Raw genomic sequence first — 23,463 nt, forward strand, 5'->3', positions numbered from 1 at the left:
AAAGGATTGATGTGAACATGACAATGTCCATGAAAGATGAAATTTTAAAAAGAATACTAGCTGCCAATGGAGAAGCTGTTTCAGGTCAAGAATTAGCGGATTCTCTTGGAGTCTCAAGGACGGCTGTCTGGAAACATATGCAGACGTTACAAGAAGAGGGCTACACATTTGAAACAATAAAGAAAAAAGGCTATGTATTAACGGGTGTACCAAATAGTTTAAGTCCCACACAAATTGAACTTTTTTTAAAAACAGAGCATTTCGGAAGAGAAATTCATTATTTCGATGTCGTAGATTCAACACAAACGATTGCCCATAAGCTGGCACAGGAAGGCGCACCACATGGCACAGTCATTATTGGTGAAGAGCAAACAGCAGGACGCGGTCGGATGGCTCGTCCATGGGAATCAGTTCATGGTAGTGGTATTTGGATGACCGTTATCGTTCGACCTGATGTCACACCTCAACAGGCATCCTCTTTTACGCTTGTCGTAGCAGTCGCTGTCACAATGGCCATTAAAACACTATATAGCGATATTGAGCCAACTATTAAATGGCCAAATGATCTATTAATTAATGGTAAAAAATGTACAGGTATTTTGACGGAGATGCAGGCAGAGGCAGATTTGGTTCAGGCATTGCTAGTTGGGATTGGAATAAATGTTAACCAGGGGGCGGCTGATTTTTCACCGGATATTGCGGATATTGCTACTTCACTACGATTAGAAGCAGGAGAAGAAATTAATCGTGCGGCACTTGTAGCCTTAATTTTACAGTATCTAGAGCAATTTACAGAGTTATATATCGAAGAAGGCTTTGCCAGTATTAAAACCCTATGGGAGCAGCTGTCTTGTACAATTGGTCAACGTATTGAGGTGACGACTATACGAGAGCGATTTGAAGGAATTGCTAGTGGAATTACAGATGATGGGGTGCTACAGCTTACACAAGATGATGGATTGGTCCGAACCATTTATGCAGGAGATATCAAAATACTATAAAAAAAAAGCTGCAAGGTGCGTACCTGCAGCTTTTTTGATGACTTCAATTGTTATTATTATTTGAGTGAAACATTGACATCACCGTGAGATAAAGAAACGTTCAGCTGGTCATCGCCTTTATAAAGCTGAGTGATTGAGCCATTTTCTTCTGTACCATTAACCGTTATATCGCCAAAACTTGTTTTTACTTCATAACCAAGATCACTTTGTTTATTTTGTAAGTGAAGTGTTGCATCCCCAAAGCTAGATGTAATGGTTGATGTCCCATTTAAAGTTCCAGCAATATGAATATCACCATGTTCACTTTCGATGTTTACACCATTACTAGAATATTGCTTGAAAGTTAAATCACCAAAGTCTTGTGTAATCTCTGTGTTCTCTCCAGTTATGTTGTTAAAGGTAATATCTCCATAATTTTGCATCAGATTCAGCTGTTGATAATGCAAACCACGAAGTGTTGTATCGCCAAAATCACTATCTATTACAATCGACTTGAGGTTAGTATTTGCTGGAACATAGATTTTGATAGAGGGAGAAGAAAAGCTTGAGAAACCAAATTCAAACCCGTTTTTTTTCTTAGCCTTTGTTTCAATCTGTAAAGTTCCATTTTCAATACGATATGAGACGTCTTGTTGTTCGAGTACATTCGTTTCTAGTTTATATTGGTCTTCAGTGGCGACAACGGTAATATCCCCATAATCATTCGCTATATTTATACTAGTAAACTTATCTAAGTTATACGATTCACTAACTAGTTTATTGCTTCCTGGCACGTGAATGCCATCCTCATCTTTGATAATGAACCATCGACCGCCTGAAAAATAGCCGACCAATGCTAGTAAAACACCTAACGCAATGATGGTCATCGCAATAAGGGAATTTTTAGAAGCCATTTACAAGCCCCCTTTCCTTGTTTTCGTTATTTTGTGGAACAATCTGCCCAATGTTTCTACAGAGAGAAGGACGGTTTTCTTAATAAAACAGGCAACGAATGGAAAGAGTAAGACACTCAACCCTGTAATGATTAAGCCAATACCCATAAATAATAAGGCGGTTGGCCAATGCTCTGTTAAAATAAAGAGGCCTGAAATAAGGGCTGCAATTCCCCCAATAAAAATACTTAAAATACCTGCTCCAATCGCAAAAATCAAACTAATAATGACAGCACCAAATGATAATATAAGGGCGATAGCTGTTGCAAGAAGTGGTAAAGAAAGTGGTGCAGAAAGTATAGCAAGAATAATAAGCCATAAAGCTGTCATATTCTTTTTAGTCGATTTCTCCGAAGTGTTTTCTAAATCTTTTAAGGCAAAATCAGCCAATATTTGTGAGGCAACATGAGAAGGGGAGCCTAGTTCTGAAATAACCTGCTGCTCATTATTCTCTCCTGCTTCATCAAAGTATTCTTCATAATAGGCAAGAGCAGCCTCTAGCTCTTGCGCAGGAAGGCGCCGTAATTTCCCTCGTAGCTTTTTCAAATAACTAGCTCTATCCATCTATATTCCCTCCTAAAAGTACACAATCAACCTTTTCCTTATAGACACGCCATTCTTTTAAAAGCTCTAATAAGCGTATACGGCCATGCTCGGTAATTTGATAATAGCGTCTATTTCTACCTTGATAGGGCTGATCGTAGGTAGTTAAGTAATCTGCTTTTTGTAAGCGACGTAATACGGGGTACAATGTAGACTCTGAAATATCCATGACTGATTGTACTTGCTGCGTTAAGGAATAGCCATAAGCATCCTCTTTGTCAACAATGGCCAATACACAAGCATCCAGTAAAGCTGAGCCAAGCTGAAATGTCATCTTTCCACCTCACATTCATTACTTATACTTCATTTTATATTATATGCCATATAGTATGTGGATAGTATATGACGTATAGCATTGATTGTCAAATTTTATAAATAAATGTTTTTACTATTAGAAAATAATATTTGAAGATTACAAGTTTTATTGTTATAGTATGTGCTGAAGGGCAGTATCCATTGTGAACGGCACCTTCAAAACGTAAGATCTCATACTAACAAATATCTGCCTTGATCTATATGACAGGGACGGAAGAAAACAATGCGTTCAAAAAGTAGCTTACTTTCTAAGTGAAGCTAGTACCTCTTGCTGAGTTATGCAGAGGCTTTTTGCTAACGAATGAAACACAACCCTTCTGTCCATTTTGGAACCGAGGGTTTTTTCTGTTTTCTTCCCTTAAAAAGGAGGACTACAAAATGAGAACGACAACAGATTTTTTAAAGATGAAAGTGGCAGGCGAGAAAATTGTGATGGTGACTGCCTATGATTATCCAGCCGCTCAATTTGCAGAGGCTGCTAATGTAGACATGATTCTTGTAGGGGATTCACTTGGAATGGTTGTCCTTGGCTATGATTCAACAATGCCAGTGACTGTAGCAGATATGATCCATCATGCGAAAGCAACGCGACGTGGGGCAAAGGACACTTTTGTTGTAGTGGATATGCCATTTGGTTCCTATCATGGTGATGTCAATGAAACATTGAAAACAGCCATTTATATGATGCAAGAAACAGGTGCTGACGCTTTAAAAGTGGAAGGGGCTGGTGATGTCATTCCGGTCATTCGAAAGCTAACAGCTGCAGGAATTCCAGTGGTTGCTCATTTAGGCTTGTTGCCACAATCAGCGGGAGTAATTGGTGGCTATAAGGTACAGGGGAAAACGGCAGAACAGGCAACGCAGCTGATTGAGGATGCCAAGCAGTGTGAAAAGGCTGGTGCATGTGCGGTCGTTTTAGAATGTATCCCACATCAGTTAACAGAAATGGTGTCTGCTAGTCTAGTAATACCAACTATTGGTATAGGAGCGGGTGTCGAAGCAGATGGCCAAGTGTTAGTTTATCATGACATGTTAAGCTATGGCTCACACCATGTGCCAAAGTTCGTTCAACAATTTGCGGATATGGGGAAAGAGGCAAGTGAAGGAATGGTTCGCTATGTGGAAGCAGTCAAAGAGGGTGCTTTCCCAGCTCAAAAGCATTTCTTCACAATGAAAGAGGATGCGCTAGACCAGCTATATGGGGGCATCAAATCATGAAAGTCATCACAACGATACAAGCATTAACAGCTGAAATTCAGGCAGCAAAACAAGCCCATAAAACTATTGGCCTTGTTCCAACTATGGGATATTTACATGAAGGCCATTTAACATTGGCTCAAACAGCACGTGCAGAAAATGATTTAGTTGTTATGAGTATATTCGTTAACCCCACACAATTTGGGCCAAATGAAGATTTTGAAAGTTACCCACGGGATTTGCCAAGAGATATTGCGTTGGCAGAGTCTGTCGGTGTTGATCTTATCTTCGCTCCAAGTGTAGAAGAAATGTATCCGCAGGATGGCGGAATTCGTATCCATGCTGGTGAACAGGCCATGATTCTTTGTGGCGCGAGTCGTCAAGGTCATTTTGATGGTGTGTTACAGGTTGTAGCCAAACTATTCCACCTTACACTTCCAACAAGAGCCTATTTCGGTCAAAAAGATGCCCAGCAAGTGGCCATTATTACAACAATGGTACGTGATTTTAATTTTCCGTTAGAAATGCGTGTTGTACCTATCGTTCGTGAGGAAGATGGGCTAGCGAAGTCTTCTCGCAACATTTATCTAAGCGAATCGGAAAGAGAAGAGGCTCCTGCCATACAAGAAGCACTACAATTGGCTCAGGATAGCTTTTTAGCGACTGGAGAGGTTGGGTACGCATTAGCAAAGGCCAAAGCCCATATTCAGGCACGAACTCATGGCCGAATTGACTATATTGAATTATTAGCCTACCCAGATTTGATACCAGTGACTGAAACGACACAACAAGTATTGCTGGCAGCTGCTGTGTATATTGGGCAGACTCGCTTAATTGATAATAGTATCTTTACTTTGAAAGAGGGACTATAAATATGTTACGAATGATGATGAATAGTAAAATCCACCGTGCAACAGTGACTCAGGCGGATTTAAATTATGTGGGGTCCATAACAATTGATGAGGATATTTTAGATGCAGTCGGTATGCTGCCAAACGAAAAGGTACATGTTGTTAATAATAATAATGGCGCTCGTTTTGAAACGTATATTATTGCAGGTGAGCGTGGTTCAGGTGTAATCTGTGTGAATGGAGCGGCAGCAAGACTCGTACAGCGTGGCGATATTGTCATCATTATTTCCTATGCGTATGTGGATAATGATGAGGCAAAGAATCATAAACCGACTGTGGCCATTATGGGAGAAAGCAATACGATTAAAGAAATGATTTCCTATGAGCCTGAAGCAACGGTGATGTAAGACAAGAGAATTGTCCAGAATCAACAATGAGGAAAGTTGCTGGAAATTGAATTAAATAGGAGGATGGCAAGGCTCAATTAGTGTAGCCGAATAGCCATCCTCCTTTTTTATGTGATTAAAACTACTACAAAAGTACTGGTAAAATTTTGTTTTTCTAACTATTAAACTAGTTTGTGAAATTAAAATTTTACAAATGTTCTAGTATTTTATGAGATATTTATGTAGAATTTAGTTGTTAGTACATCATTTTACTAGTGGAGGTATCATTTGTAATGGAAAATAAACGTAATAAATTTTTAACAGCTACTGCAGCAGCATTGGCTATCACAGCGGTAGCAGCGGCACCAGCATCAGCAGCTAGTCCATTTTCGGATGTAAAGGAAAGTCATGCGGATTATAAGGGCATTTCGACACTTTATGCGGCAGGTATTATTAGTGGATTCCCAGATGGTACATTCAAACCTGATACAAATGTCACGCGTGGACAAGCTGCAAAAATGATTGCAGGCGCATTAAAGCTAGACACGAAAGAAGTTGTGAATCCAAACTTTAAGGATATTGATACAGCTAATACGTATTACGGCCCAATCGCTGCATTAGTAGGATTAAAAGTTGTTTCAGGCTATGGAGACAACACATTCCGTCCAAACCAAACGATTACACATGGTGATTTGGCAAAAATCTTATCATCTATTCCTAACTTACCAGAATTAGAAGGTGCTAAAAATCACGAAGCTAGTAAAAGCGTAACACGTGGACAACTAGCAACATTGATTGCAGAAGCTCTCACAAAATTAAACACAGAAACGCCTGAAAAACCGGAAGATGCATTTACATTATCAGTTCTACATGTGAATGATACACATGCACGCGCAAATGAATTACCGAAACTAGCAACTGCTGTAAAAGAGCAACGTGAAACAAAGAAAAATGTTTTAACATTACATGCTGGCGATGCATTTAGCGGTACTTTATACTTCAACGAATTCCATGGTCAAGCAGATTTAGCGCTATTAAATGAAATTGGCTTTGATGCTATGGTATTTGGTAACCATGAATTTGATTTAGGTTCATCACCTGAAGGACATCAAGCACTTGCAGACTTTGTTAAAGGTGCTAAATTCCCATTTGTGGGTGCCAATACAGATTTCTCAGCGGATGATAAATTTAAAGGTTTATTTACAGATTTAGTTTCAAGTGAGCCTGAAAACGGTAAAATCTATTCAGGTATTGTAAAAGAAATTGATGGAGAAAAAGTCGGTATCTTCGGTTTAACAACAGAAGAAACTTTGGATATTGCTTCTCCAGGTAAAGTGAAATTTACTAACTATATTGAAGAAGCGAAAAAGGCAGTAGCTGCATTTGAGGGTATGGGCGTTAATAAAATTATCGCTTTAACGCATATTGGTTACAATGATAATCCAAATGTAGATAATGATATTTTACTAGCTAAAAACGTACCAGGAATCGATATAATTGTTGGTGGACATGACCATACAAAATTAGACGAGCCATTTGTTGTAGATACGAACACTGTAGGCGAAGCAAAAGATGCAACATTAATCGTACAAGCTAATGAGTATGTAAAATATTTAGGAACACTGGATGTAACATTTGATGGCAAAGGTGTTGTCACTAAGTACGGTGGCGAATTAATCGACCTTGGTAAAGTTGCTGAAGATGCAGCATTAGTAAAATTACTAGCGCCATATAAAGCAAAAATTGATGAAGTCAACAACAAGGAAATAGGTGTGAAAATTACTGAGGAGTTAGCAAATCCACGTGCAACTGAAACAAACTTAGAAAGTGTACGTAGCAATGAAACAGCTCTAGGTAATATCATTACAGATGGTATGTTGGCAAAAGCACAAAAATATACGGATAAAACAGTTGTCATGGCACTACAAAATGGTGGTGGTATTCGTGCAGCGATCCCAGCCGGCAATATAACTGTTGGACAAGTGATTACAGTATTACCATTCGGTAACACATTAGCATTAATGGATGCTACAGGAGCTGAGCTTAAAGCAGCATTTGAAGTTTCCTTGAAAAATGCACCTAAAGAAAATGGTGGTTTCCTACACATTGGTGGAGCAAAATTACAATATGATTCATCAAAAGAAGCAGGCTCACGTGTTGTTTCAATCGAATATTTAGATAAAGCAACTGGCAAGTATGTTGCACTAGAAGATGGTAAAACATATACTGTGGCAACAAATGCCTTCACAGCTAAAGGTGGAGACGGCTTTGATATGTTTGCTAAAGCATATGAAGAAGGTCGTGTAACAGATTTAGGCTTATCTGATTGGGAAAACCTACAAGAGCAATTACTATCATTAAAAGAAGTGAAAACAACAGCAGAAGGTCGTATTGTTGATGTTGCTAAAAAGCAATAATCCCTTCGAAAGAATAGCTTACAAACGACATTCGCTTTAAATTATGTCACATCGCTATTTCCGCAACCTTAAGGATAACCCTGAGGTTGCGGTTTTTTATTGTACGGCAGTAAAAGGGATTGAATATTAGACGGCATATAGGGGAGAAAGGATGCCGCTGAACTAAATATATGATAAAATTCTTCTTATCTAATGTGACTGTGAGTTGAGATGTATGATGGAAAGTCAAAAATATGCCATTGTGGATTTGGAGACAACGGGTCATTCACCAGCAAATGGGGACCGGATGATTCAAATTGCCATTGTTATTATGAAGGATTGGGAAATTGAGCGTACCTATACGAAATTTATTAACCCGGGAAAAGCCATTCCATCGTTCATTCAAGATTTAACGCATATAACGAATGAGGATGTTAAGGATTCATACCCTTTTGAGGAACATGCGGATTACATATATGAGCTACTGGCTGATTGTGTGTTTGTAGCCCATAATGCCGATTTTGACTTATCATTTTTACAGGCGGAATTTAAACGGGCTGGCCTTCCAAAGTGGCAAGGTAAAAAAATGGATACAGTAGAGCTGGCAAAAATTTTGTTTCCGATGTCACTCGGCTTTAAGCTAGGAGACTTGGCGGCAGATTTAAATATAGAGTTGGCCAATGCGCATCGAGCAGACGACGATGCCCGTGCTACTGCTGAGCTGTTCAAATGTTGTTGGAAAGAGCTTTTAAATCTTCCTCAATTAACATTAGAACAAATGCATAAGCGTTCATTTCGCTTAAAATCGAATATTTCTCAGCTTTTTTTCGAGGCATTGCAAATAAAACGTCAACATAAAACAAGCGATGAGAATGTGCATTATTACCGGAATTTTGCGATTTGTAATGGTCGTAATAAACATGACCATGCATCAGAGACGATTGATTATCCGCAAACAGTGGCTGATAAAACGGCATTAATGACAAAGGCCCTCCCCAATTTTGAGGAACGTCCAGCTCAATTTAAGATGATGGATACGATTTGGCAAGCTCTACATGAACAAAAGGAATGTGTAATTGAAGCCTCTACGGGTATTGGCAAAACGGCGGGATATTTACTGCCAGCCATCGTATATGCTCGTACTGTCCATAAAAAAATCGCCATTAGTACCTATACATCCTATCTGCAAGAACAGCTTGTAGAGGAAGAGCTACCAAAGATAGAAAAAATCTTGGGAACAAAAGTAAATATTTGTGTACTCAAGGGGATGCAGCATTATATTGATCTAGATCGTTTTGAACAATCCATGGCATATGCGGACGAATCCTATGATGATACGTTTTCTATTTTACAGATTCTCGTTTGGCTGACGAAAACAGAGACCGGTGTGTTAAGTGAGCTGAATGTTTCAGGTGGGGGACAACTGTTTTTAGAGAAAATCCGCAAAATACCAAATGACAAACCATCTAAAGGGTTTGATTTCTATGAACAAGCGTTAAAGAACAGCGCATTTGCTGACTGTATAGTGACAAATCATGCTATGGTGTTAAGTGATTTAGTTCGTCAAACGCCGATATTTACACAAATAGATGGCTGGGTCATTGATGAGGCACATCAATTTATACAGGCTGCGATGCAACAGGATGAAATTGTCTTCTCCTATACGCAATGGAAATATATTTTTGGTCAAATTGGCACAATGGAAGACACAGGACTTTATCAACTTTTTTGTGAAGCGGCGAAGAAGAAACAACGTGTGTCCATGCAAAGTTTACAGCGACTGGATGCTCAATTTATACGGTTACAACGTGCATTTGATGAGACTATTCAACGAGCGGCACAAAGCATGCAACAACAGATGAAAGGCAAGCGAGCTAGTAGTAAGTGTACCTTATTTATAGAGGATGTAACGCTTGCCAAAGAGTCATTTTTACAAGTAAGCAAATTAACGCAGCAATGGCTTGATCTTGCGACTGAAGCAGCTCAAGGATTTGAAAATAATATTGAGCAATTAGATAAAAATGATAGGTATATTTTATCCGAATGGCATTATTGGATTCGAGAAGTGAAAATTAAAATTGCAGAGTGGGAAGACATTTTCCTGTCATCGCACGATGGAAGTTCGGTTTGGCTAGAATTCGATGTTCGAAGTGTTCCTGGCAGTTTACATGTTTTTAAGAAGCCAGCCAATGTCACACCGATTATTGAACAAGTGCTAGCACCTCTTCGCAAGCAAGCGAGCATTGTATGGACATCAGGTACATTAATGGTACCAGGCAATGAGCGTTTTGTTACACGACAATTAGGAATTTCTGATAGCGTTGAAGTTATAAAACTACAGGCACCGCCAGCCTATTACGGAGGTGCAAAAGCATTTATTGTCACGGATATGCCAGATATTCAGCATGTCAGCCAAGAAGAATACATTGAGGCAGTTGCTCATGCGATTACGAGGACTGTTAGAATGACGGAAGGTCGTTGCTTTGTGCTCTTTACAGCTCAGGATATGCTGCGGAAAACAGTCGAGCTCATTCAAGATAGTGAACTTTTAGATGATTATATGCTTTTTGCGCAAGGTGTTACAGGTGGTAGCCGTATGCGCATTCTAAAATCATTTCAAAAATTTAGCCATGCTGTTCTTTTTGGAACAAACAGTTTCTGGGAGGGTGTCGATGTTCCTGGAGATGCTCTTGCCTCTGTTATCGTTGTACGGCTGCCATTCTCTTCACCAGAAGAGCCTGTCTTTAAGGCGAGAGCGAAGCATCTTACAGCGCAAGGACGCAATTCCTTCACAGAGTTGTCATTGCCCGAGGCTATTATGCGCTTTAAGCAGGGCTTTGGTCGCTTAATTCGTTCCTCTCAGGATAAAGGAGCATTTATCGTCCTAGACCGTCGAATAACTAGCAAATCCTATGGGAAAGAATTTATTAAAGCACTACCGCCAATCGATGTAAAGAAATTGCAGCTACCCGAATTATTAAAAGAACTGAATCATTGGCAAAAATAAAAATTACCCCTTTTAGCATGAGCTAGAAGGGGTTTTTTTAAGTGGTTGCCTATACATTTATGATGAGGGTTATGACTATTTGTTGTTATGTTCCTCATCAAAAAGATTGGCATTTCGAACAATCTTAGTAATATAGCTCATAACGATTTCTGTTGCTTGTTGGGCATCATAGCTTTTTCGATTATTTAAAAGATTAGTAAACATACCTTGCCAAATTAAGAGTGTGATTTCATTAATGGCATCTACATTACCCTCGGTTAAATAGCCTTCTTTTAAAGCGATCTCTAACATAGAACGTCCCCGTTTTGTCAGACTGTGCTGAAACAGTATAGTCTTTAAATCTTCAGGAATATTAATTAAATCATTGGGGTAAAAGTTATAATAATTTTCCAATAGTTTTTCAGGTGTTTCCCCTAAATCCATAATAAAGACGGCATGAAAAATTTGTGGCTGTTTGAAGGAGTATTGGCAAAAACATTCCCAGGCTAATAAATATTTATCAATAGGGTCCTTGCCTCTTTCTATGTAACGAGCAACTTCGTTTGTATAGTCTTGCATGCATCTCATCGATGCAAAAAAGAGGAGATGAGAGATTTCTGAAAAATAATTGTAAATGGTTGCACTGTTATAACCAGCCCTATCGGCAACCTTTCTAATCGTGACATTTTCCACTCCTTCTTCTTCAATAATTTCCGCTGTGGCGTCTACAAAGTATTTCCACATACGACTCCTTTGTATTTCCTTTTTTTTCAAAGTAATATCCCCCCGACGTACAATGGTCATGTAAAATTATTAGTTTAATTCATATATTTACCATTTATAAGCTAGTTTAACCTTATTATAGCATAACAATTTTTATTTCCATCTCCCATTATAGCATTAGCTTTTAGCATTTTCAGTGTTGTACATTGGATTTTCAGATGATATACTAATCACAATTATTTTATAATCATGATTACTAAATAATTAAGATTCGGAATAATTAGACGAAGTGGATGCAAGAACAAAAAGTTTAAACACAAGGGGAGGATTTATTTAATGAGTAAAAAAATTGTGACACAATTTGAGTGTACATATGAAACGATTGAAAACACATGGATTGAAATAGCAGACGGCACAAAGCTTTCTAGCCGAATTTGGTTACCGATCGTGGCGGCAGGACAAAAAGTACCGGCTATCCTGGAGTATATTCCTTATCGCAAAACAGATGGAACGAGAGCGAGAGATGAGCCTATGCATGGGTATTTTGCAGGACATGGCTATGCTGTTGTACGAGTAGATATGCGAGGTTCTGGTGAGTCAGATGGCTTATTAAAAGATGAGTATTTAAAGCAAGAGCAGGATGATGCGCTTGAAGTAATTGAATGGATCGCTAATCAAAGCTGGTGTGATGGCAATATCGGGATGATGGGGAAATCATGGGGCGGATTTAACTCTCTGCAAGTAGCTGCTCGCAGACCAAAGGCATTAAAGGCGATTATTACAGTAGGCTTCACGGATGATCGCTATAATAATGACATTCACTATAAGGGTGGTTGTTTATTAAATGATAATTTCTGGTGGGGCTCTATTATGTTAGCGTATCAACTCCGTCCGATTGATCCTCACATTGTTGGCGATAGCTGGCGTGAGAAATGGATGGAGCGCTTAGAAAATATGCCCTTATGGATGGCACAGTGGATGGAGCATCAAACAAGAGATGACTACTGGAAGCATGGTTCAGTTTGTGAGAATTACGATGACATCGAAATCCCTGTTTTTGCACTAGATGGTTGGGAAGATTCCTATACGAACACAGTCTTAAGTTTAATGGAAGGGCTTTCTGTTCCTAGAAAGGGCATTATTGGCCCATGGGCACATGTTTACCCACATGATGGAGTTCCTGGTCCAGCAATGGGCTTTTTACAAGAGGCCGTGAAATGGTGGGATCATTGGTTAAAAGGGATTGACAATGATGTAATGGATGGACCAATGGTGAATGTTTGGGTTGAAGAAAGCATGGAACCTTCTGTTAAGAAACCAGTCAGCCATGGCTATTGGATTGGACTAGAATCATGGCCAACAGCGGAAGAGGTACAAACGAAAGCGTATCAACTGACACACGGGAAATTAGTAGAGCATCGTAGTGATCAACAAGAACAGGTGCAATTAAAAACACCACAAAACCACGGACTATTATCGGGAGAATGGATGGGTGCTGGAGTACTAGGTGAAAGTCCAGCAGATCAACGAATTGATGATGGAATGGCTATGGTTTTTGAAACGGACATGCTAGAGAATCCACTAGAGATTGTAGGTTATCCGAAGTTTGAAGTGGAATTAATGAGTGATAAACCACATGCGATGTTATTTACGCAGTTGTCAGATGTAGCACCAAATGGAGCTGTTACTCGTGTATCCTATGGGGTGATGAATTTAACACATTTGAATGGTCATGACCATGTAGAACTGTTAACTCCTGGTGAAAAAGTAAAAGCCTTTGTGCAATTAGATTGCTGTGGACATCAATTTAAAGCAGGTCACCGTTTACGCTTATCATTAGCAACAACATTTTGGCCTATGTTTTGGCCGATGCCAGAAGATGCTACATTGACATTAAATCTTGAAACAGCTACTTTCACATTACCAACCTTCCATGGACATCAAATAGCTGGGCCAAATATGAATCCTGAGAGTGCACCATTAACACCTATAACAACTCTCCAAGAAGGAAGAGTGGATCGTTCTATTTCATACGATATTTTAACAGATACATGGACATGTATTACAGATGGGGTTGGAGGCGTTTTTGGTGAAGGGATATATCGCTTTGATGACATTGATGTCACGGTAGAACATAATTTGAAGCGGGAATTAACCTTAACGAATGCTGATCCATTGTCAGCTCAGTATACAATCTATCAAAAAATGAAAATAGGTCGTGAGGGTTGGTGGATTGATGCTGATATTACGGTTACTAAAACATCTACTCTAGAAAACTTCCAAATTGCTGGGGAAATGGCGATCAAAGAAAATGACAAACAGGTCTTCCATAAGGAATGGGATCAAAAAATTAAACGTCATGGCTTGTAAATAACATATAAGGGGTAAACATATGGAAGCTAAGTTAAAAAAGAATACAGCTACTTTAGTTATTTTAGCTGTTTCAGGTGCATTAATTTATGCATTACCGTATTTTAGAAATTACTATTATGATGTCTTTCTCGATGCATTTCATTTGACGAATACTCAAATGGGGACACTTGGTAGTGCATACGGTGTTTGTTGTTTAATTTCCTATATTTTTGGAGGATTTTGTGCAGATCGTTGGAAAACGAAATATTTATTAACTATTTCTCTAGTGGCCACAGGGTTATTAGGTTTTACATTATTACTGTATCCACCATATCCAGTGCTTCTCCTCATCCATGCTGCTTGGGGAATCACGTCCATTATGACATTTTGGGGAGCACTAGTAAAAGCAGTACGTTCTTTAGGTTCTGAAAATGAACAAGGAAAAGCTTTTGGATTTTTTGAAGGTGGCCGTGGCGTAACCAATATTATTCAATCTGCTGTGATTTTAGGGATATTTGCTTTTTTTGCGAAGCATATGAGTGATAAAATGGCACTCTCAGCGGTTATTACGGTGTATTCTGTCATTTGTCTTTTGTTGGGGTTCATGATTATGATGCTTTATAAAGACCCCGATCAAGGGACTGTAGCTAGTGAGGATAAAGATGGTAGTAAATCATTTGATTGGGCCGTCCTTTGGAAAGTGTTAAAGATGCCAACAACTTGGCTTGCAACTATTCTTATTTTTACGTCTTATGCGATGATCATTAGCTATTATTACATCACACCTTATGCAACAGCCGCATTTGGTGCATCTACGTTAATTGCTGCTGCTTTAGGCTACTTTTCTCAGTATTGTCGACCAATCGGCAGTTTTAGTGCAGGCATTATTGGTGACCGGATAGGTGTGTCTAATATGGTGTTAATCGGCTATATATTATTAGCACTAGGCTTAGTGGGACTTATCTTATTACCAGGCAAAGCTTCCTTTATCCTGATGCTTTTAATATTTATCGGGATTATTTATACATCAATGTATGCTTTGCAGGCGATGCATTTTGCTATTTTAGTAGAAGGGGATTATCCTGTTGAATCAACAGGAACAGTATCCATGCCGCTAATGATTATTGGCTATAGTGGGGAAATCTTTATGCCAATCATTGCAGGCGCTTGTTTAGATTATTGGGGTGGCACAGCAGGCTATAAAGTATTCTTCGGTATATTATTAGGTTTAGCTATAATTGGATTCGTTACAGTAGTCATTTGGCAACGTGTAACGAAAGAAAAACGCAAGGAGATTGCATTGCAAAGAAAGCTTGCGAAGGAACAGGTGCTTACTTAATTTAGCATCAAAAAAAATTCATAGAATGTCTTCCACTGAAATAAAAGATGACTTTGGTATAAGCCGAAGTCATCTTTTTCGTCAAAAGATATCACAGGGTGGACGCCTCTTGATTAGTCTCTGAATTTATATCATTCTGTAAAAATTCCACGCGGTTTCTACCATATTCCTTTGCCTGATATAAAGCTTTATCACATCTTGATAATAAGGAATGAATCGTATCGCCAATGACAAAACTTGTCACACCAAAGCTACTCGTTTTTTGATGAACAACTGGAAATGAATGTTGTTCAAGTTGCTGTCGTAGATTTTCAGACAGTTGCACAGCATCCTTTAAGCGAGTGTTTGGACAAACAACTAAAAATTCCTCGCCGCCCCATCTACCAACAATGTCTTCTACTCGTACATGATTTTTTAAAATGTCTGCTGCATGACGTAACACAAGATCACCCACTTGATGTCCAAATTCATCATTCACAGCTTTAAAATGATCAATATCCAACAAGATAATCGATAGGGGTGTGCCGTTTCCTGTAGCTTGCTTAAATTCTTTTTCTAATACGTCATCTAAGCGTACACGATTTGGTATTTGAGTGAGTCGGTCTGTGTTTGCTAATGCTTCAAGCTCAAGTTTGGCTGCTTCAAGCTCTTTTGTCCGTTCTTGAACTTTATATTCTAATGTTTCATTTAGTGTTTCTTGCATGAGTTGATGCTCTTTTTTTATAATGTTGATTTTATCGCCCAATGCTAAAGATAAAAAAATGGATTCAAAAATAGCACCAATGGCTGGTACTTCCTCAAAAACTCGTGGATGGAATGGAATAATACTTAAAAAGGCCAGCGCTTGAACAATGATGGAGCTTAGTAAAACTGTCCAGCCAATGATATAGTATCGAGCCATCTTTTGCCCTTTTTTGAAAACGAAAATGCCAGACAGCCATAGAAAGATAAAGACTACTACCGCAAAGGTAGTTGTGAAATTATTAATAAATGCAACATCAGGGAGTATAAAAGATGCCATTAAAGAACAGATGGTGATCCATAAGAGTAGTTTTCCGATTGTATGGAATGACGGTAGAAATTTTTTTAACTCCAAAAACTGAAGACAAAATAGGAGCATAAATAAAAGCAGTAGATTGCCGCTAATTGTTAATGATTTAATAAAAAATTCTTGCGACAACCAATTGCCTAATAATTCTATGTCTAGTGAATTTAACGTTGCTTGATAAAAAATAAAACTTAACATATATAAAACATAGAAAAAGTAAGCTTTATCCTTCAGTGAAAAAAATAAAAATAAGTTATAAATTAAAAGAGCTGATAAAAAACCATAGAAAATGCCAGTTAAAAATTTATATTCACTCATCTTATTTGTAAAACTTATTTCCGTATATAAAAAGGAGGTAATACTTAGTGGTAATGTCCCATCTAACTTAATAAAAATTTCTTGAATAGAAGGGTCTTGGATGTGAAATAAATTAGAACGAGATGGAAGAGATTGTTCCCCTAGATTAGCAATGCCTCTTCGTTGCACATCATAGGAGCCATCCGCTTTTACCGAGAACAACTCAATGCTATCTAATTTATCTGTCACCTCTAGCCAATAAGGTTCCTCTTTATCTAATAAAATCTTGTCCATAGGTAAGCGTAACCAAATGGTATCTTGAGTATGCCAAAAGAATGGATAGGGTTGATTGCTGGCCACAAAGAGATGGTCATAAGTGCCGTTCAATATATCTTCAATAGGGACCTTTTTTGATGGATCTCGAAAAATTTCATAATGCTCTCCTACTATAATAGGGTCTACTAGCTCATCTGTTGGGCTCATAGCACTTACAGGTGGTATAAGGATGATAAAAGAAAGGGTAAAACAAATCAAAAACAGTGTTTTTCTGATCCTTTTGTTTTTCATCAAAAATTCATTGCTCCCATTCTACCATTACTAGGTGAAGTTGAATAGCTACAACATTTGTTTAATTTTCTCTTTTTAGAAATTTAAGTTAATTGATACCTCCTTATTATAGACTATAACAGCAAGATTGAGGACGAAATAAATGGAAACTTCCTGATAATATGAGGTCTAGTAAATGATAGGGAGGCTTTCAATATGTCAAACATTCAGAAATTCAATGATTTACATGAATCGCAGGAGCTTTTATTTTTAGGGAATGCTTGGGATGTGTTATCAGCGCTCATATTAGAAAAAGCAGGTTTTCAGGCGATTGGTACAACTAGCTGGGGGATTGCGAATTCACTGGGCTATGCAGACGGGGAACTGATTGATTTTCAGCGTCATTTGGCCATTATTCAAGCTATAACAGAGCAAGTAAATATCCCCGTATCAGCGGATATTGAAGCGGGATATGGTCATGATGAACAAAGCATTATTGACAATGTGTTAAGGACGGCTGATGTTGGAGTAGCAGGAATTAATATTGAAGATTCATTCAAACATCAAGTAGGCTTAAGAAGTCTTACAGAACACTGTCATTTGCTTACAAATATGAGGTCTATGTTAGATAATCGTGGTTATCAAAATTTTTTTATTAATGCTAGAACAGATACGTATTTTCAAGTTGAACAGCCATATCAAGAAACGATGACTAGAGCAATGGCTTATGTCGAGAGCGGAGCAAGTGGTGTTTTTATCCCAGGCTTAACAAATGTGGATGAAATAAGAGCTATCACAAGCAATGTGGATGCACCGATCAATCTCCTTTCTTTACCAGGTTTAACAAATTGCCAAACATTAAAAGAATTAGGGGTAAGACGCATGAGTTTTGGCAATGCACTTTCGGATAAAATCATTGCCTATTTGACAGCGCATACTGCACAATTAGTAAAAGACCAAGATACTTCTTCTTTATATGTGTAATCTATGAAAATGAGGTGAGCCATTCGTGGACAATGCAATCCATTTATCCTTTGAGGAGAAGTGGGAAAAGATTATAGCCTGTGATCAAACCTATGATGGCCTATTTTATACGGCGGTTAAAACGACTAAAATTTATTGCCGTCCTTCCTGTAAATCAAGAAAGCCAAAAAAGATGAATGTTGATTTTTATGAATCTATTCAAGAAGTCGAGACAGCGGGCTATCGTGCATGTAAACGATGTCAGCCTGAAATCGAATGTTCACCGCATACACAATTGATTCAACAGGTAACAGCTTTTATCATTAGTGCGTATAAACAAAAGGTAACCTTGCAGGATATGGCAGAGCATGTTGGTATTAGTCCATTCCATCTTGAGCGACTATTTAAACAAGTGACAGCGGAGACGCCTCGAGCCTATCTTGAAAAAATAAGAATTGATAAGGCGGCTCACCTTTTAAAACATACAGACTATACAAATTTGGAAATTTGCTATGAAGCTGGGTTTCAAAGTCCGTCTAACTTCTATAAAGTGTTTCGACGATTAAAAAATTGCTCGCCCACACAATATCGAAATCTTTCATAGGAAGGGGAAGGCTATGAACTGGATGAATCACGCTCATTTTGTAGAAATCGAACCTCCAGCGGAATTTGATTTTACAGAGTGTTGGATGTTTTTAAAACGATCCAATCAAGAAATTCTCCACCAAATAAAAGAGGATGTTCTCTTTAAATTACTAAAAATAAAGGATCAGCTAATTTTATGTAGAATAAGTGAGCAAGCTTATAAAATGAAAGTAGAATTTCCGATGAATCAGCCATCACTCCATGACAGAGAAGGAATTGTACGCTATCTTATAGAATGGTTTGATTTAGAAACGGATTTGGCTTGTTTTTATCAGATGGCTAACAAGGATAATATTTTACAGCCATTGGCAGAAAAATATAGAGGATTACGTTTATTGGGAATACCTGACTTATTCGAGGCTCTCGTGTGGGCTATTATTGGACAGCAAATTCATTTAACGTTTGCCTATACACTTAAAAAGCGCTTCGTTGAACAATTTGGACACAGTGTTACCTTTGAAGGGGAAAGCCACTGGTTATTTCCAACACCCGAAAAAATAGCTACTATTCAAGTGGAGGATTTAAGGAACCTTCAGTTTACGCAAAAAAAGGCAGAGTACATCATTGATATTGCGAAAAGTATAGCAAACGGTCAATTGACCAAAGAAATGCTACGCCAAAAAAAGGATTACGAGGACATGAAAAAAAGTTTAATGGCTATTCGGGGCATTGGGGCATGGACGGCTGACTATGTGTTAATGAAATCTTACCAAGAGCTATCTGCGTTTCCCATTGCAGATGTGGGTCTACATAATGCTCTAAAAAGGCAATTAGGGTTAGAACGAAAACCTAAGATTGAGGAAATTACCCACTATTCGCAACATTGGCAAGGATGGCAGGCTTATGCAACTTTTTACTTATGGAGGTCACTATATGAAACAGTTTAAATTAGATTATAAATCACCGATTGGCATGATTGAAATCGAAGGAAATGAAGAAGCAATTGATGGCATTAATTTTGCAGAACGACAAGAGCTCATCCATGTTCATCAACAAGACACACCTGCAGTGCTACTAGAATGTGCTAAGCAAATACATGAATATTTTATTGGTGAACGACGTGAGTTTACTTTTCCCTATGTTTTTAAAGGAACAGACTTTCAACAAGCCGTTTGGCATGCTTTACCTAGCGTAGGCTACGGTGAAACAGCTTCCTATAAAGATATTGCTGTGGCTATTCACAATGAAAAGGCAGTGAGAGCAGTTGGTAGTGCCAATGGTAAAAATAATATTAGTATCGTCGTTCCTTGTCATCGAATTATTGGTTCTAATGGATCTTTGACTGGATATGGTGGTGGAATGTGGCGTAAAGAATGGCTTCTTCAACATGAACAATCTCATCAATTAAAGGGCAATGCCAAAAAAGGCTAATTACACCTAGTCCATCTGGCCACCTCGACCTGTATAAAAAAGTGGTTATTGCAAAAAATAAGACCGTCAATATGGCGGTTTTAATGATTAGTCTTTATCATTTTATCGCTTCTTATGACACCTCTCTGCTAAAAAATTAGCTAGGAGTAAAAATGATAAAGGAGGTGTACTCATGAGCGTGCTCTATAGAATCGCATTAGTGTTAGTCATTATAGGGGCAATCAACTGGGGACTCATTGGATTCTTTAGGTTTGATTTAGTGGCTTATTTATTTGGCGGGCAAACAGCGGTTTTATCGCGATGGATTTACGCACTAGTCGGAATCGCTGGTTTAATTACTTTACCAATTTTGGTGAAGCGATTTGAAGACGAGGAAGACATAGATACTTATACGCGTATCGATCGAAATCCTAGCTATGGCATGGAGGCTGGGGAAGAAGCGGATTTCACTGAAGTAAAGAAGACAACTGAAGTGAAAAAAGTGGACAAGAAAGACAATATGTAAGCTTATGATAAAAACTGGTGGCCATATTTGGTTCGTCAGTTTTTTTCAAATAGGTGAAAAACTTGCGTAGTCCATTTAATGACTACGCAAGTTATCTTTATGCTTGATTGCTTGGGAAGGCAAAGGATGATGTAGTGTCATGATCTTGTGTGATCCATTTTTCTGAAATGGTCTTTGTTTTTGTAAAGAAGCGTACTTGATCTGGTCCAAACATATGTCCCTCACCAAATCTTGAGCGTTTCCAGCCACCAAAATTATGATAGCCTACTGGAATGGGGATAGGTACGTTCACGCCAACCATCCCTACTTCAATTTCAGTGGTGAATTTACGAGCAGCTGCACCATCATTCGTAAAAATTGTCACGCCATTACCCAGTTCATGTGCATTGATTAAGGCAATCGCTTCATCCAATGAATCCACACGAACCATATTGCGGGCTGGTCCAAAAACCTCCTGCTCATAAATTTCCATACCTGGTTTAACATGATCGAGGAGAGTAGGACCTAGATAAAACCCTTTTGATTGTTTGGCAATTTCCGGATGTCGTCCATCACAAACAATGGTTGCGCCTTCCTGTAGGCTACGATCAATATAGCCAATAATCGTTTCCTTCGAATGCTCTGTAATAACTGGACCGAAATCAACGTCGGGGTCTGTATAAGGTCCCACTTTTAATTTGGCAATTTTATCAGCTAGGATCGTGACTAATTTATTTGCCGTATCCTCCCCTATAGGGATAATGGTAGAGATTGCCATACACCGTTGAGAAGCTGCCCCATAGGCTGCACCTAAAAAGGCATTTGCGACCTGCTCTAAATCAGCGTCTGGCATGACAACCATATTATTTTTCCCACCGCCAAGCGCAGTCACACGTTTCCCATGTTTAGAAGCCGTGACGTAAATAGCTTCTGCAACAGGAGTGGACCCTACAAAGGAAACTGCTTCAATTAGTGGGTTGGATAAAAGCTCATTGACAGCATCTTTATCACCGTTAATGACCGTCCATACGCCTTCTGGTAAGCCTGCCTTTGTCCATAGCTCTGATATATATAGCGCAGAACAAGGGACACGCTCGGATGGCTTTAAAATTACACAGTTTCCAACAGCGACAGCCATGCTTGTAATGGCTAGTGGGACCATAACAGGAAAGTTAAACGGTGAAATGGCAGCCACTATGCCTAATGGTGCTTTTGTGGAATAAGCATTAATTTGACCACCCACATTAACGGAATACTCACCTTTTAGTAAGTGTGGGGCATTGATGGCTAAATCAACCGATTCTAAACCACGTGTAATCTCGCCCTTCGCATCTTCTTTGGTTTTGCCGCTTTCCTTACAAATCATATCGATGAGTTCATCCATATTGTCTGTCAGTAATTGTCGAAACTTGAGCATTATTTCTGCTCGTTTCCCAACGGATAATGCGCGCCATGCAGGGAATGCTTTTTGGGCAGCATTGATCGCTTCTTTTACCTCTTCTTGTGTTGCTAGGGGAACTCGCGCAATGACAGAACCCGTGCTTGGATTGTATACATCAGAAAAATGTCCACTTTTTCCTAAAACAGTTTGTCCATTAATGAAATGGCCTAATTCTTGAATATCCGTATTCGTTATCATTGAGCTGTCCTCCTACAATTTTATAGCATGTAAGGCTTGTGTGAATTTTTCCACAAGGAAGTTAATCTCCTCAGAGGAGACGATTAGTGGAGGAGATAGCGTTAAAACATTATTGTAGCCTGCAACAGTTACACCGTTCTTGCCAATAATTAGCCCCTGCTCCTTACATTGCGCAATAACCTTATTAACGAGTGTGACATCTAGTGGGGCTTTGCTCTTTTTGTCTTGTACAAGCTCTATACCGATCAAAAGCCCTTTTCCACGAATATCCCCGACATATGGATGTTCCTTTAATTGCTCTTGTAAAGTTTTAAGGAGCGTTTCTCCTAACGTAGCGGAATAGTTAAATAAATTTTCCTCTTCCATTATTTCAATATTTTTTAATGCTACGGCACAAGCAGCTGGCGAGCCACCAAAGGTGTTAACATGGCGGAAGAAATCATAATCGTCATTCCCTGCAAAAGCCTCATAAATTTCACGTCGAACAGCAGTAGCAGATAGTGGCATATAAGCGCTTGTTAAGCCTTTAGCCATTGTCACAATATCAGGCTGTATGCCGTAGTTTTGGAAACCAAAAGCTTTGCCTGTACGTCCAAAGCCACAAATCACTTCATCCACAATTAATAATGCACCATGTTTTTCACAAACTGCTTTAACCCCTTGTAAGTAATTCTCATGGGGCATGATCACACCGCCGCCAGTAATGATTGGCTCCATAATGACAGCAGCAATAGAATCAGACATTTCCCAGGTCATGACATGGTCGATCGCTTGCACAGATGGCAATGCACATGGATCTTTACTTTTAATATGGTCTTCATTGGCACGATACGAATCAGGTGGCGTGACATGGATAAAACCAGGTGCCAATGGCTCATATTTGTATTTTCGCTGAGCTTGTCCAGTTGCCGCTAAAGCCCCCATTGAGCTCCCGTGATAAGCACGATAACGAGAAATAATCTTCGTTCTATTGACATGTCCTTTTTGTTGATGATACTGTCGAGCGATTTTGAAGGCAGCTTCATTCGCTTCAGAACCACTGTTCGAGTAAAAGACGACATAATCATCTCCTAATAGTTCACTAATCTTTTCACTTAATTGAATGGCAGGGATATGTCCAACAGATAACGGTGTATACGTATTTTCTAGTAATTGATCATAGGCAACTTTAGCAATTGCCTCTCGACCATAACCAACATTTACACACCATAAGCCTGCCATAGCATCTAAATAGCGTTTTCCTTCAGTGTCGGTAATCCAGGCACCCTTAGAAGATTGGACAATCATCGTTGCTTTTGGGTTGTATGGCTTCATGGAGTGCCATACAAATTGTTCATCTTTGACTTGCCAATTTGGTCTTGTTACATTGGTCACTACATTCACTCCTTA

Annotated in this window: 20 protein-coding genes; 13 read left to right on the top strand and 7 right to left on the bottom strand. The window is 38.8% G+C overall.

What is annotated here, in order from left to right:
* Positions 1 to 17 precede the first annotated feature (17 nt).
* The gene (locus AC1Q6O_RS05765) at positions 18 to 1,001 is read left to right on the top strand and encodes a biotin--[acetyl-CoA-carboxylase] ligase (RefSeq protein ID WP_492401029.1); all 984 of its coding nucleotides are present in this window, start codon (positions 18 to 20) and stop codon (positions 999 to 1,001) included.
* A gap of 56 nt (positions 1,002 to 1,057) precedes the next feature.
* Here AC1Q6O_RS05765 and AC1Q6O_RS05770 read toward each other — a convergent pair whose 3' ends face one another.
* From AC1Q6O_RS05770 to AC1Q6O_RS05780, 3 genes are read right to left on the bottom strand one after another with little or no spacing between them, the layout of a single operon-like run.
* The gene (locus AC1Q6O_RS05770; protein ID WP_089986586.1) at positions 1,058 to 1,894 is read right to left on the bottom strand and encodes a DUF4097 family beta strand repeat-containing protein; all 837 of its coding nucleotides are present in this window, start codon (positions 1,892 to 1,894) and stop codon (positions 1,058 to 1,060) included.
* Positions 1,895 to 2,497 carry a DUF1700 domain-containing protein gene (locus AC1Q6O_RS05775; protein ID WP_492400997.1) on the bottom strand — a complete coding sequence of 201 codons (603 nt, stop codon included), beginning with the start codon at positions 2,495 to 2,497 and terminating at the stop codon, positions 1,895 to 1,897.
* The gene (locus tag AC1Q6O_RS05780; protein WP_008181900.1) at positions 2,490 to 2,810 is read right to left on the bottom strand and encodes a PadR family transcriptional regulator; all 321 of its coding nucleotides are present in this window, start codon (positions 2,808 to 2,810) and stop codon (positions 2,490 to 2,492) included. Before AC1Q6O_RS05780 ends, AC1Q6O_RS05775 begins: the two co-directional genes overlap by 8 nt.
* 419 nt (positions 2,811 to 3,229) lie before the next feature.
* On the opposite strand from AC1Q6O_RS05780, the gene panB reads away from it, so the two are divergent.
* From panB to dinG, 5 genes are all read left to right on the top strand, one after another.
* Complete coding sequence (gene panB, locus AC1Q6O_RS05785; protein WP_492400998.1) at positions 3,230 to 4,069, top strand: 3-methyl-2-oxobutanoate hydroxymethyltransferase; 840 nt, start codon at positions 3,230 to 3,232, stop codon at positions 4,067 to 4,069.
* Positions 4,066 to 4,920, top strand: coding sequence for a pantoate--beta-alanine ligase (panC, locus tag AC1Q6O_RS05790; RefSeq protein WP_342532394.1), 855 nt, complete (start codon positions 4,066 to 4,068; stop codon positions 4,918 to 4,920). The genes panB and panC overlap by 4 nt, the downstream gene beginning before the upstream one ends.
* A gap of 2 nt (positions 4,921 to 4,922) precedes the next feature.
* The gene (panD, locus tag AC1Q6O_RS05795) at positions 4,923 to 5,306 is read left to right on the top strand and encodes an aspartate 1-decarboxylase (RefSeq protein ID WP_090001314.1); all 384 of its coding nucleotides are present in this window, start codon (positions 4,923 to 4,925) and stop codon (positions 5,304 to 5,306) included.
* A 272-nt stretch (positions 5,307 to 5,578) separates the two neighbouring features.
* Positions 5,579 to 7,702, top strand: coding sequence for a 5'-nucleotidase C-terminal domain-containing protein (locus AC1Q6O_RS05800; protein ID WP_089986581.1), 2,124 nt, complete (start codon positions 5,579 to 5,581; stop codon positions 7,700 to 7,702).
* Positions 7,703 to 7,916: 214 nt separating this feature from the next.
* Positions 7,917 to 10,688: an ATP-dependent DNA helicase DinG gene (dinG, locus tag AC1Q6O_RS05805; protein ID WP_492400999.1), complete on the top strand. Its 2,772-nt coding sequence runs from the start codon at positions 7,917 to 7,919 to the stop codon at positions 10,686 to 10,688.
* Between the two features lie 75 nt (positions 10,689 to 10,763).
* Here the strand turns inward: dinG and AC1Q6O_RS05810 are convergent, their stop codons facing one another.
* A complete protein-coding gene (locus AC1Q6O_RS05810; protein WP_342532395.1) occupies positions 10,764 to 11,471 on the bottom strand; it encodes a TetR/AcrR family transcriptional regulator in 708 nt (235 codons plus the stop codon).
* Positions 11,472 to 11,726: 255 nt separating this feature from the next.
* Between AC1Q6O_RS05810 and AC1Q6O_RS05815 the strand changes: the two genes are divergently transcribed.
* Together AC1Q6O_RS05815 and AC1Q6O_RS05820 are read left to right on the top strand one after the other, a co-directional pair.
* Complete coding sequence (locus tag AC1Q6O_RS05815) at positions 11,727 to 13,760, top strand: CocE/NonD family hydrolase (RefSeq protein WP_492401000.1); 2,034 nt, start codon at positions 11,727 to 11,729, stop codon at positions 13,758 to 13,760.
* A 22-nt stretch (positions 13,761 to 13,782) separates the two neighbouring features.
* On the top strand, positions 13,783 to 15,081 hold the full coding sequence (locus AC1Q6O_RS05820; protein WP_008176621.1) for an MFS transporter: 1,299 nt from the start codon (positions 13,783 to 13,785) through the stop codon (positions 15,079 to 15,081).
* Between the two features lie 91 nt (positions 15,082 to 15,172).
* On the opposite strand, the gene AC1Q6O_RS05825 is transcribed toward AC1Q6O_RS05820, so the two are convergent.
* Positions 15,173 to 16,960 carry a sensor domain-containing diguanylate cyclase gene (locus tag AC1Q6O_RS05825; RefSeq protein ID WP_427533423.1) on the bottom strand — a complete coding sequence of 596 codons (1,788 nt, stop codon included), beginning with the start codon at positions 16,958 to 16,960 and terminating at the stop codon, positions 15,173 to 15,175.
* Between the two features lie 228 nt (positions 16,961 to 17,188).
* Here AC1Q6O_RS05825 and AC1Q6O_RS05830 point away from each other — a divergent pair, with 228 nt between their 5' ends.
* From AC1Q6O_RS05830 to AC1Q6O_RS05850, 5 genes are all read left to right on the top strand, one after another.
* Complete coding sequence (locus AC1Q6O_RS05830) at positions 17,189 to 17,956, top strand: isocitrate lyase/PEP mutase family protein (RefSeq protein WP_486346886.1); 768 nt, start codon at positions 17,189 to 17,191, stop codon at positions 17,954 to 17,956.
* Between the two features lie 25 nt (positions 17,957 to 17,981).
* Complete coding sequence (locus AC1Q6O_RS05835) at positions 17,982 to 18,539, top strand: bifunctional transcriptional activator/DNA repair enzyme AdaA (protein WP_008176615.1); 558 nt, start codon at positions 17,982 to 17,984, stop codon at positions 18,537 to 18,539.
* A 13-nt stretch (positions 18,540 to 18,552) separates the two neighbouring features.
* Entirely contained in the window at positions 18,553 to 19,467 is a 915-nt protein-coding gene (locus AC1Q6O_RS05840) for a DNA-3-methyladenine glycosylase family protein (RefSeq protein ID WP_492401001.1), read from the top strand.
* Positions 19,454 to 19,951 carry a methylated-DNA--[protein]-cysteine S-methyltransferase gene (locus tag AC1Q6O_RS05845; protein WP_492401002.1) on the top strand — a complete coding sequence of 166 codons (498 nt, stop codon included), beginning with the start codon at positions 19,454 to 19,456 and terminating at the stop codon, positions 19,949 to 19,951. The genes AC1Q6O_RS05840 and AC1Q6O_RS05845 overlap by 14 nt, the downstream gene beginning before the upstream one ends.
* 172 nt (positions 19,952 to 20,123) lie before the next feature.
* Positions 20,124 to 20,456: a DUF378 domain-containing protein gene (locus AC1Q6O_RS05850; protein WP_008176610.1), complete on the top strand. Its 333-nt coding sequence runs from the start codon at positions 20,124 to 20,126 to the stop codon at positions 20,454 to 20,456.
* 97 nt (positions 20,457 to 20,553) lie between these two features.
* Here AC1Q6O_RS05850 and AC1Q6O_RS05855 read toward each other — a convergent pair whose 3' ends face one another.
* Positions 20,554 to 22,074, bottom strand: coding sequence for a CoA-acylating methylmalonate-semialdehyde dehydrogenase (locus AC1Q6O_RS05855; RefSeq protein ID WP_089986574.1), 1,521 nt, complete (start codon positions 22,072 to 22,074; stop codon positions 20,554 to 20,556).
* A gap of 12 nt (positions 22,075 to 22,086) precedes the next feature.
* A complete protein-coding gene (locus AC1Q6O_RS05860; protein WP_089986573.1) occupies positions 22,087 to 23,448 on the bottom strand; it encodes an aspartate aminotransferase family protein in 1,362 nt (453 codons plus the stop codon).
* Between the last annotated feature and the right edge of the window lie 15 nt (positions 23,449 to 23,463).

It is taken from the genome of Lysinibacillus sp. GW823-FHT06C08 (assembly GCF_058795135.1).

Excerpts from the sequence above, each read along its gene's own strand:
- AC1Q6O_RS05815 (WP_492401000.1), top strand. The coding sequence starts at position 11,727 with ATGAGTAAAAAAATTGTGACACAATTTGAGTGTACATATGAAACGATT.
- AC1Q6O_RS05800 (WP_089986581.1), top strand. The coding sequence starts at position 5,579 with ATGGAAAATAAACGTAATAAATTTTTAACAGCTACTGCAGCAGCATTG.
- AC1Q6O_RS05770 (WP_089986586.1), bottom strand. The coding sequence starts at position 1,894 with ATGGCTTCTAAAAATTCCCTTATTGCGATGACCATCATTGCGTTAGGT.
- AC1Q6O_RS05810 (WP_342532395.1), bottom strand. The coding sequence starts at position 11,471 with ATGACCATTGTACGTCGGGGGGATATTACTTTGAAAAAAAAGGAAATA.
- panB (WP_492400998.1), top strand. The coding sequence starts at position 3,230 with ATGAGAACGACAACAGATTTTTTAAAGATGAAAGTGGCAGGCGAGAAA.
- AC1Q6O_RS05765 (WP_492401029.1), top strand. The coding sequence starts at position 18 with ATGACAATGTCCATGAAAGATGAAATTTTAAAAAGAATACTAGCTGCC.
- panC (WP_342532394.1), top strand. The coding sequence starts at position 4,066 with ATGAAAGTCATCACAACGATACAAGCATTAACAGCTGAAATTCAGGCA.
- AC1Q6O_RS05850 (WP_008176610.1), top strand. The coding sequence starts at position 20,124 with ATGAGCGTGCTCTATAGAATCGCATTAGTGTTAGTCATTATAGGGGCA.
- panD (WP_090001314.1), top strand. The coding sequence starts at position 4,923 with ATGTTACGAATGATGATGAATAGTAAAATCCACCGTGCAACAGTGACT.
- AC1Q6O_RS05855 (WP_089986574.1), bottom strand. The coding sequence starts at position 22,074 with ATGATAACGAATACGGATATTCAAGAATTAGGCCATTTCATTAATGGA.
- AC1Q6O_RS05830 (WP_486346886.1), top strand. The coding sequence starts at position 17,189 with ATGTCAAACATTCAGAAATTCAATGATTTACATGAATCGCAGGAGCTT.
- AC1Q6O_RS05775 (WP_492400997.1), bottom strand. The coding sequence starts at position 2,497 with ATGGATAGAGCTAGTTATTTGAAAAAGCTACGAGGGAAATTACGGCGC.
- AC1Q6O_RS05780 (WP_008181900.1), bottom strand. The coding sequence starts at position 2,810 with ATGACATTTCAGCTTGGCTCAGCTTTACTGGATGCTTGTGTATTGGCC.
- AC1Q6O_RS05845 (WP_492401002.1), top strand. The coding sequence starts at position 19,454 with ATGAAACAGTTTAAATTAGATTATAAATCACCGATTGGCATGATTGAA.
- dinG (WP_492400999.1), top strand. The coding sequence starts at position 7,917 with ATGATGGAAAGTCAAAAATATGCCATTGTGGATTTGGAGACAACGGGT.
- AC1Q6O_RS05840 (WP_492401001.1), top strand. The coding sequence starts at position 18,553 with ATGAACTGGATGAATCACGCTCATTTTGTAGAAATCGAACCTCCAGCG.
- AC1Q6O_RS05820 (WP_008176621.1), top strand. The coding sequence starts at position 13,783 with ATGGAAGCTAAGTTAAAAAAGAATACAGCTACTTTAGTTATTTTAGCT.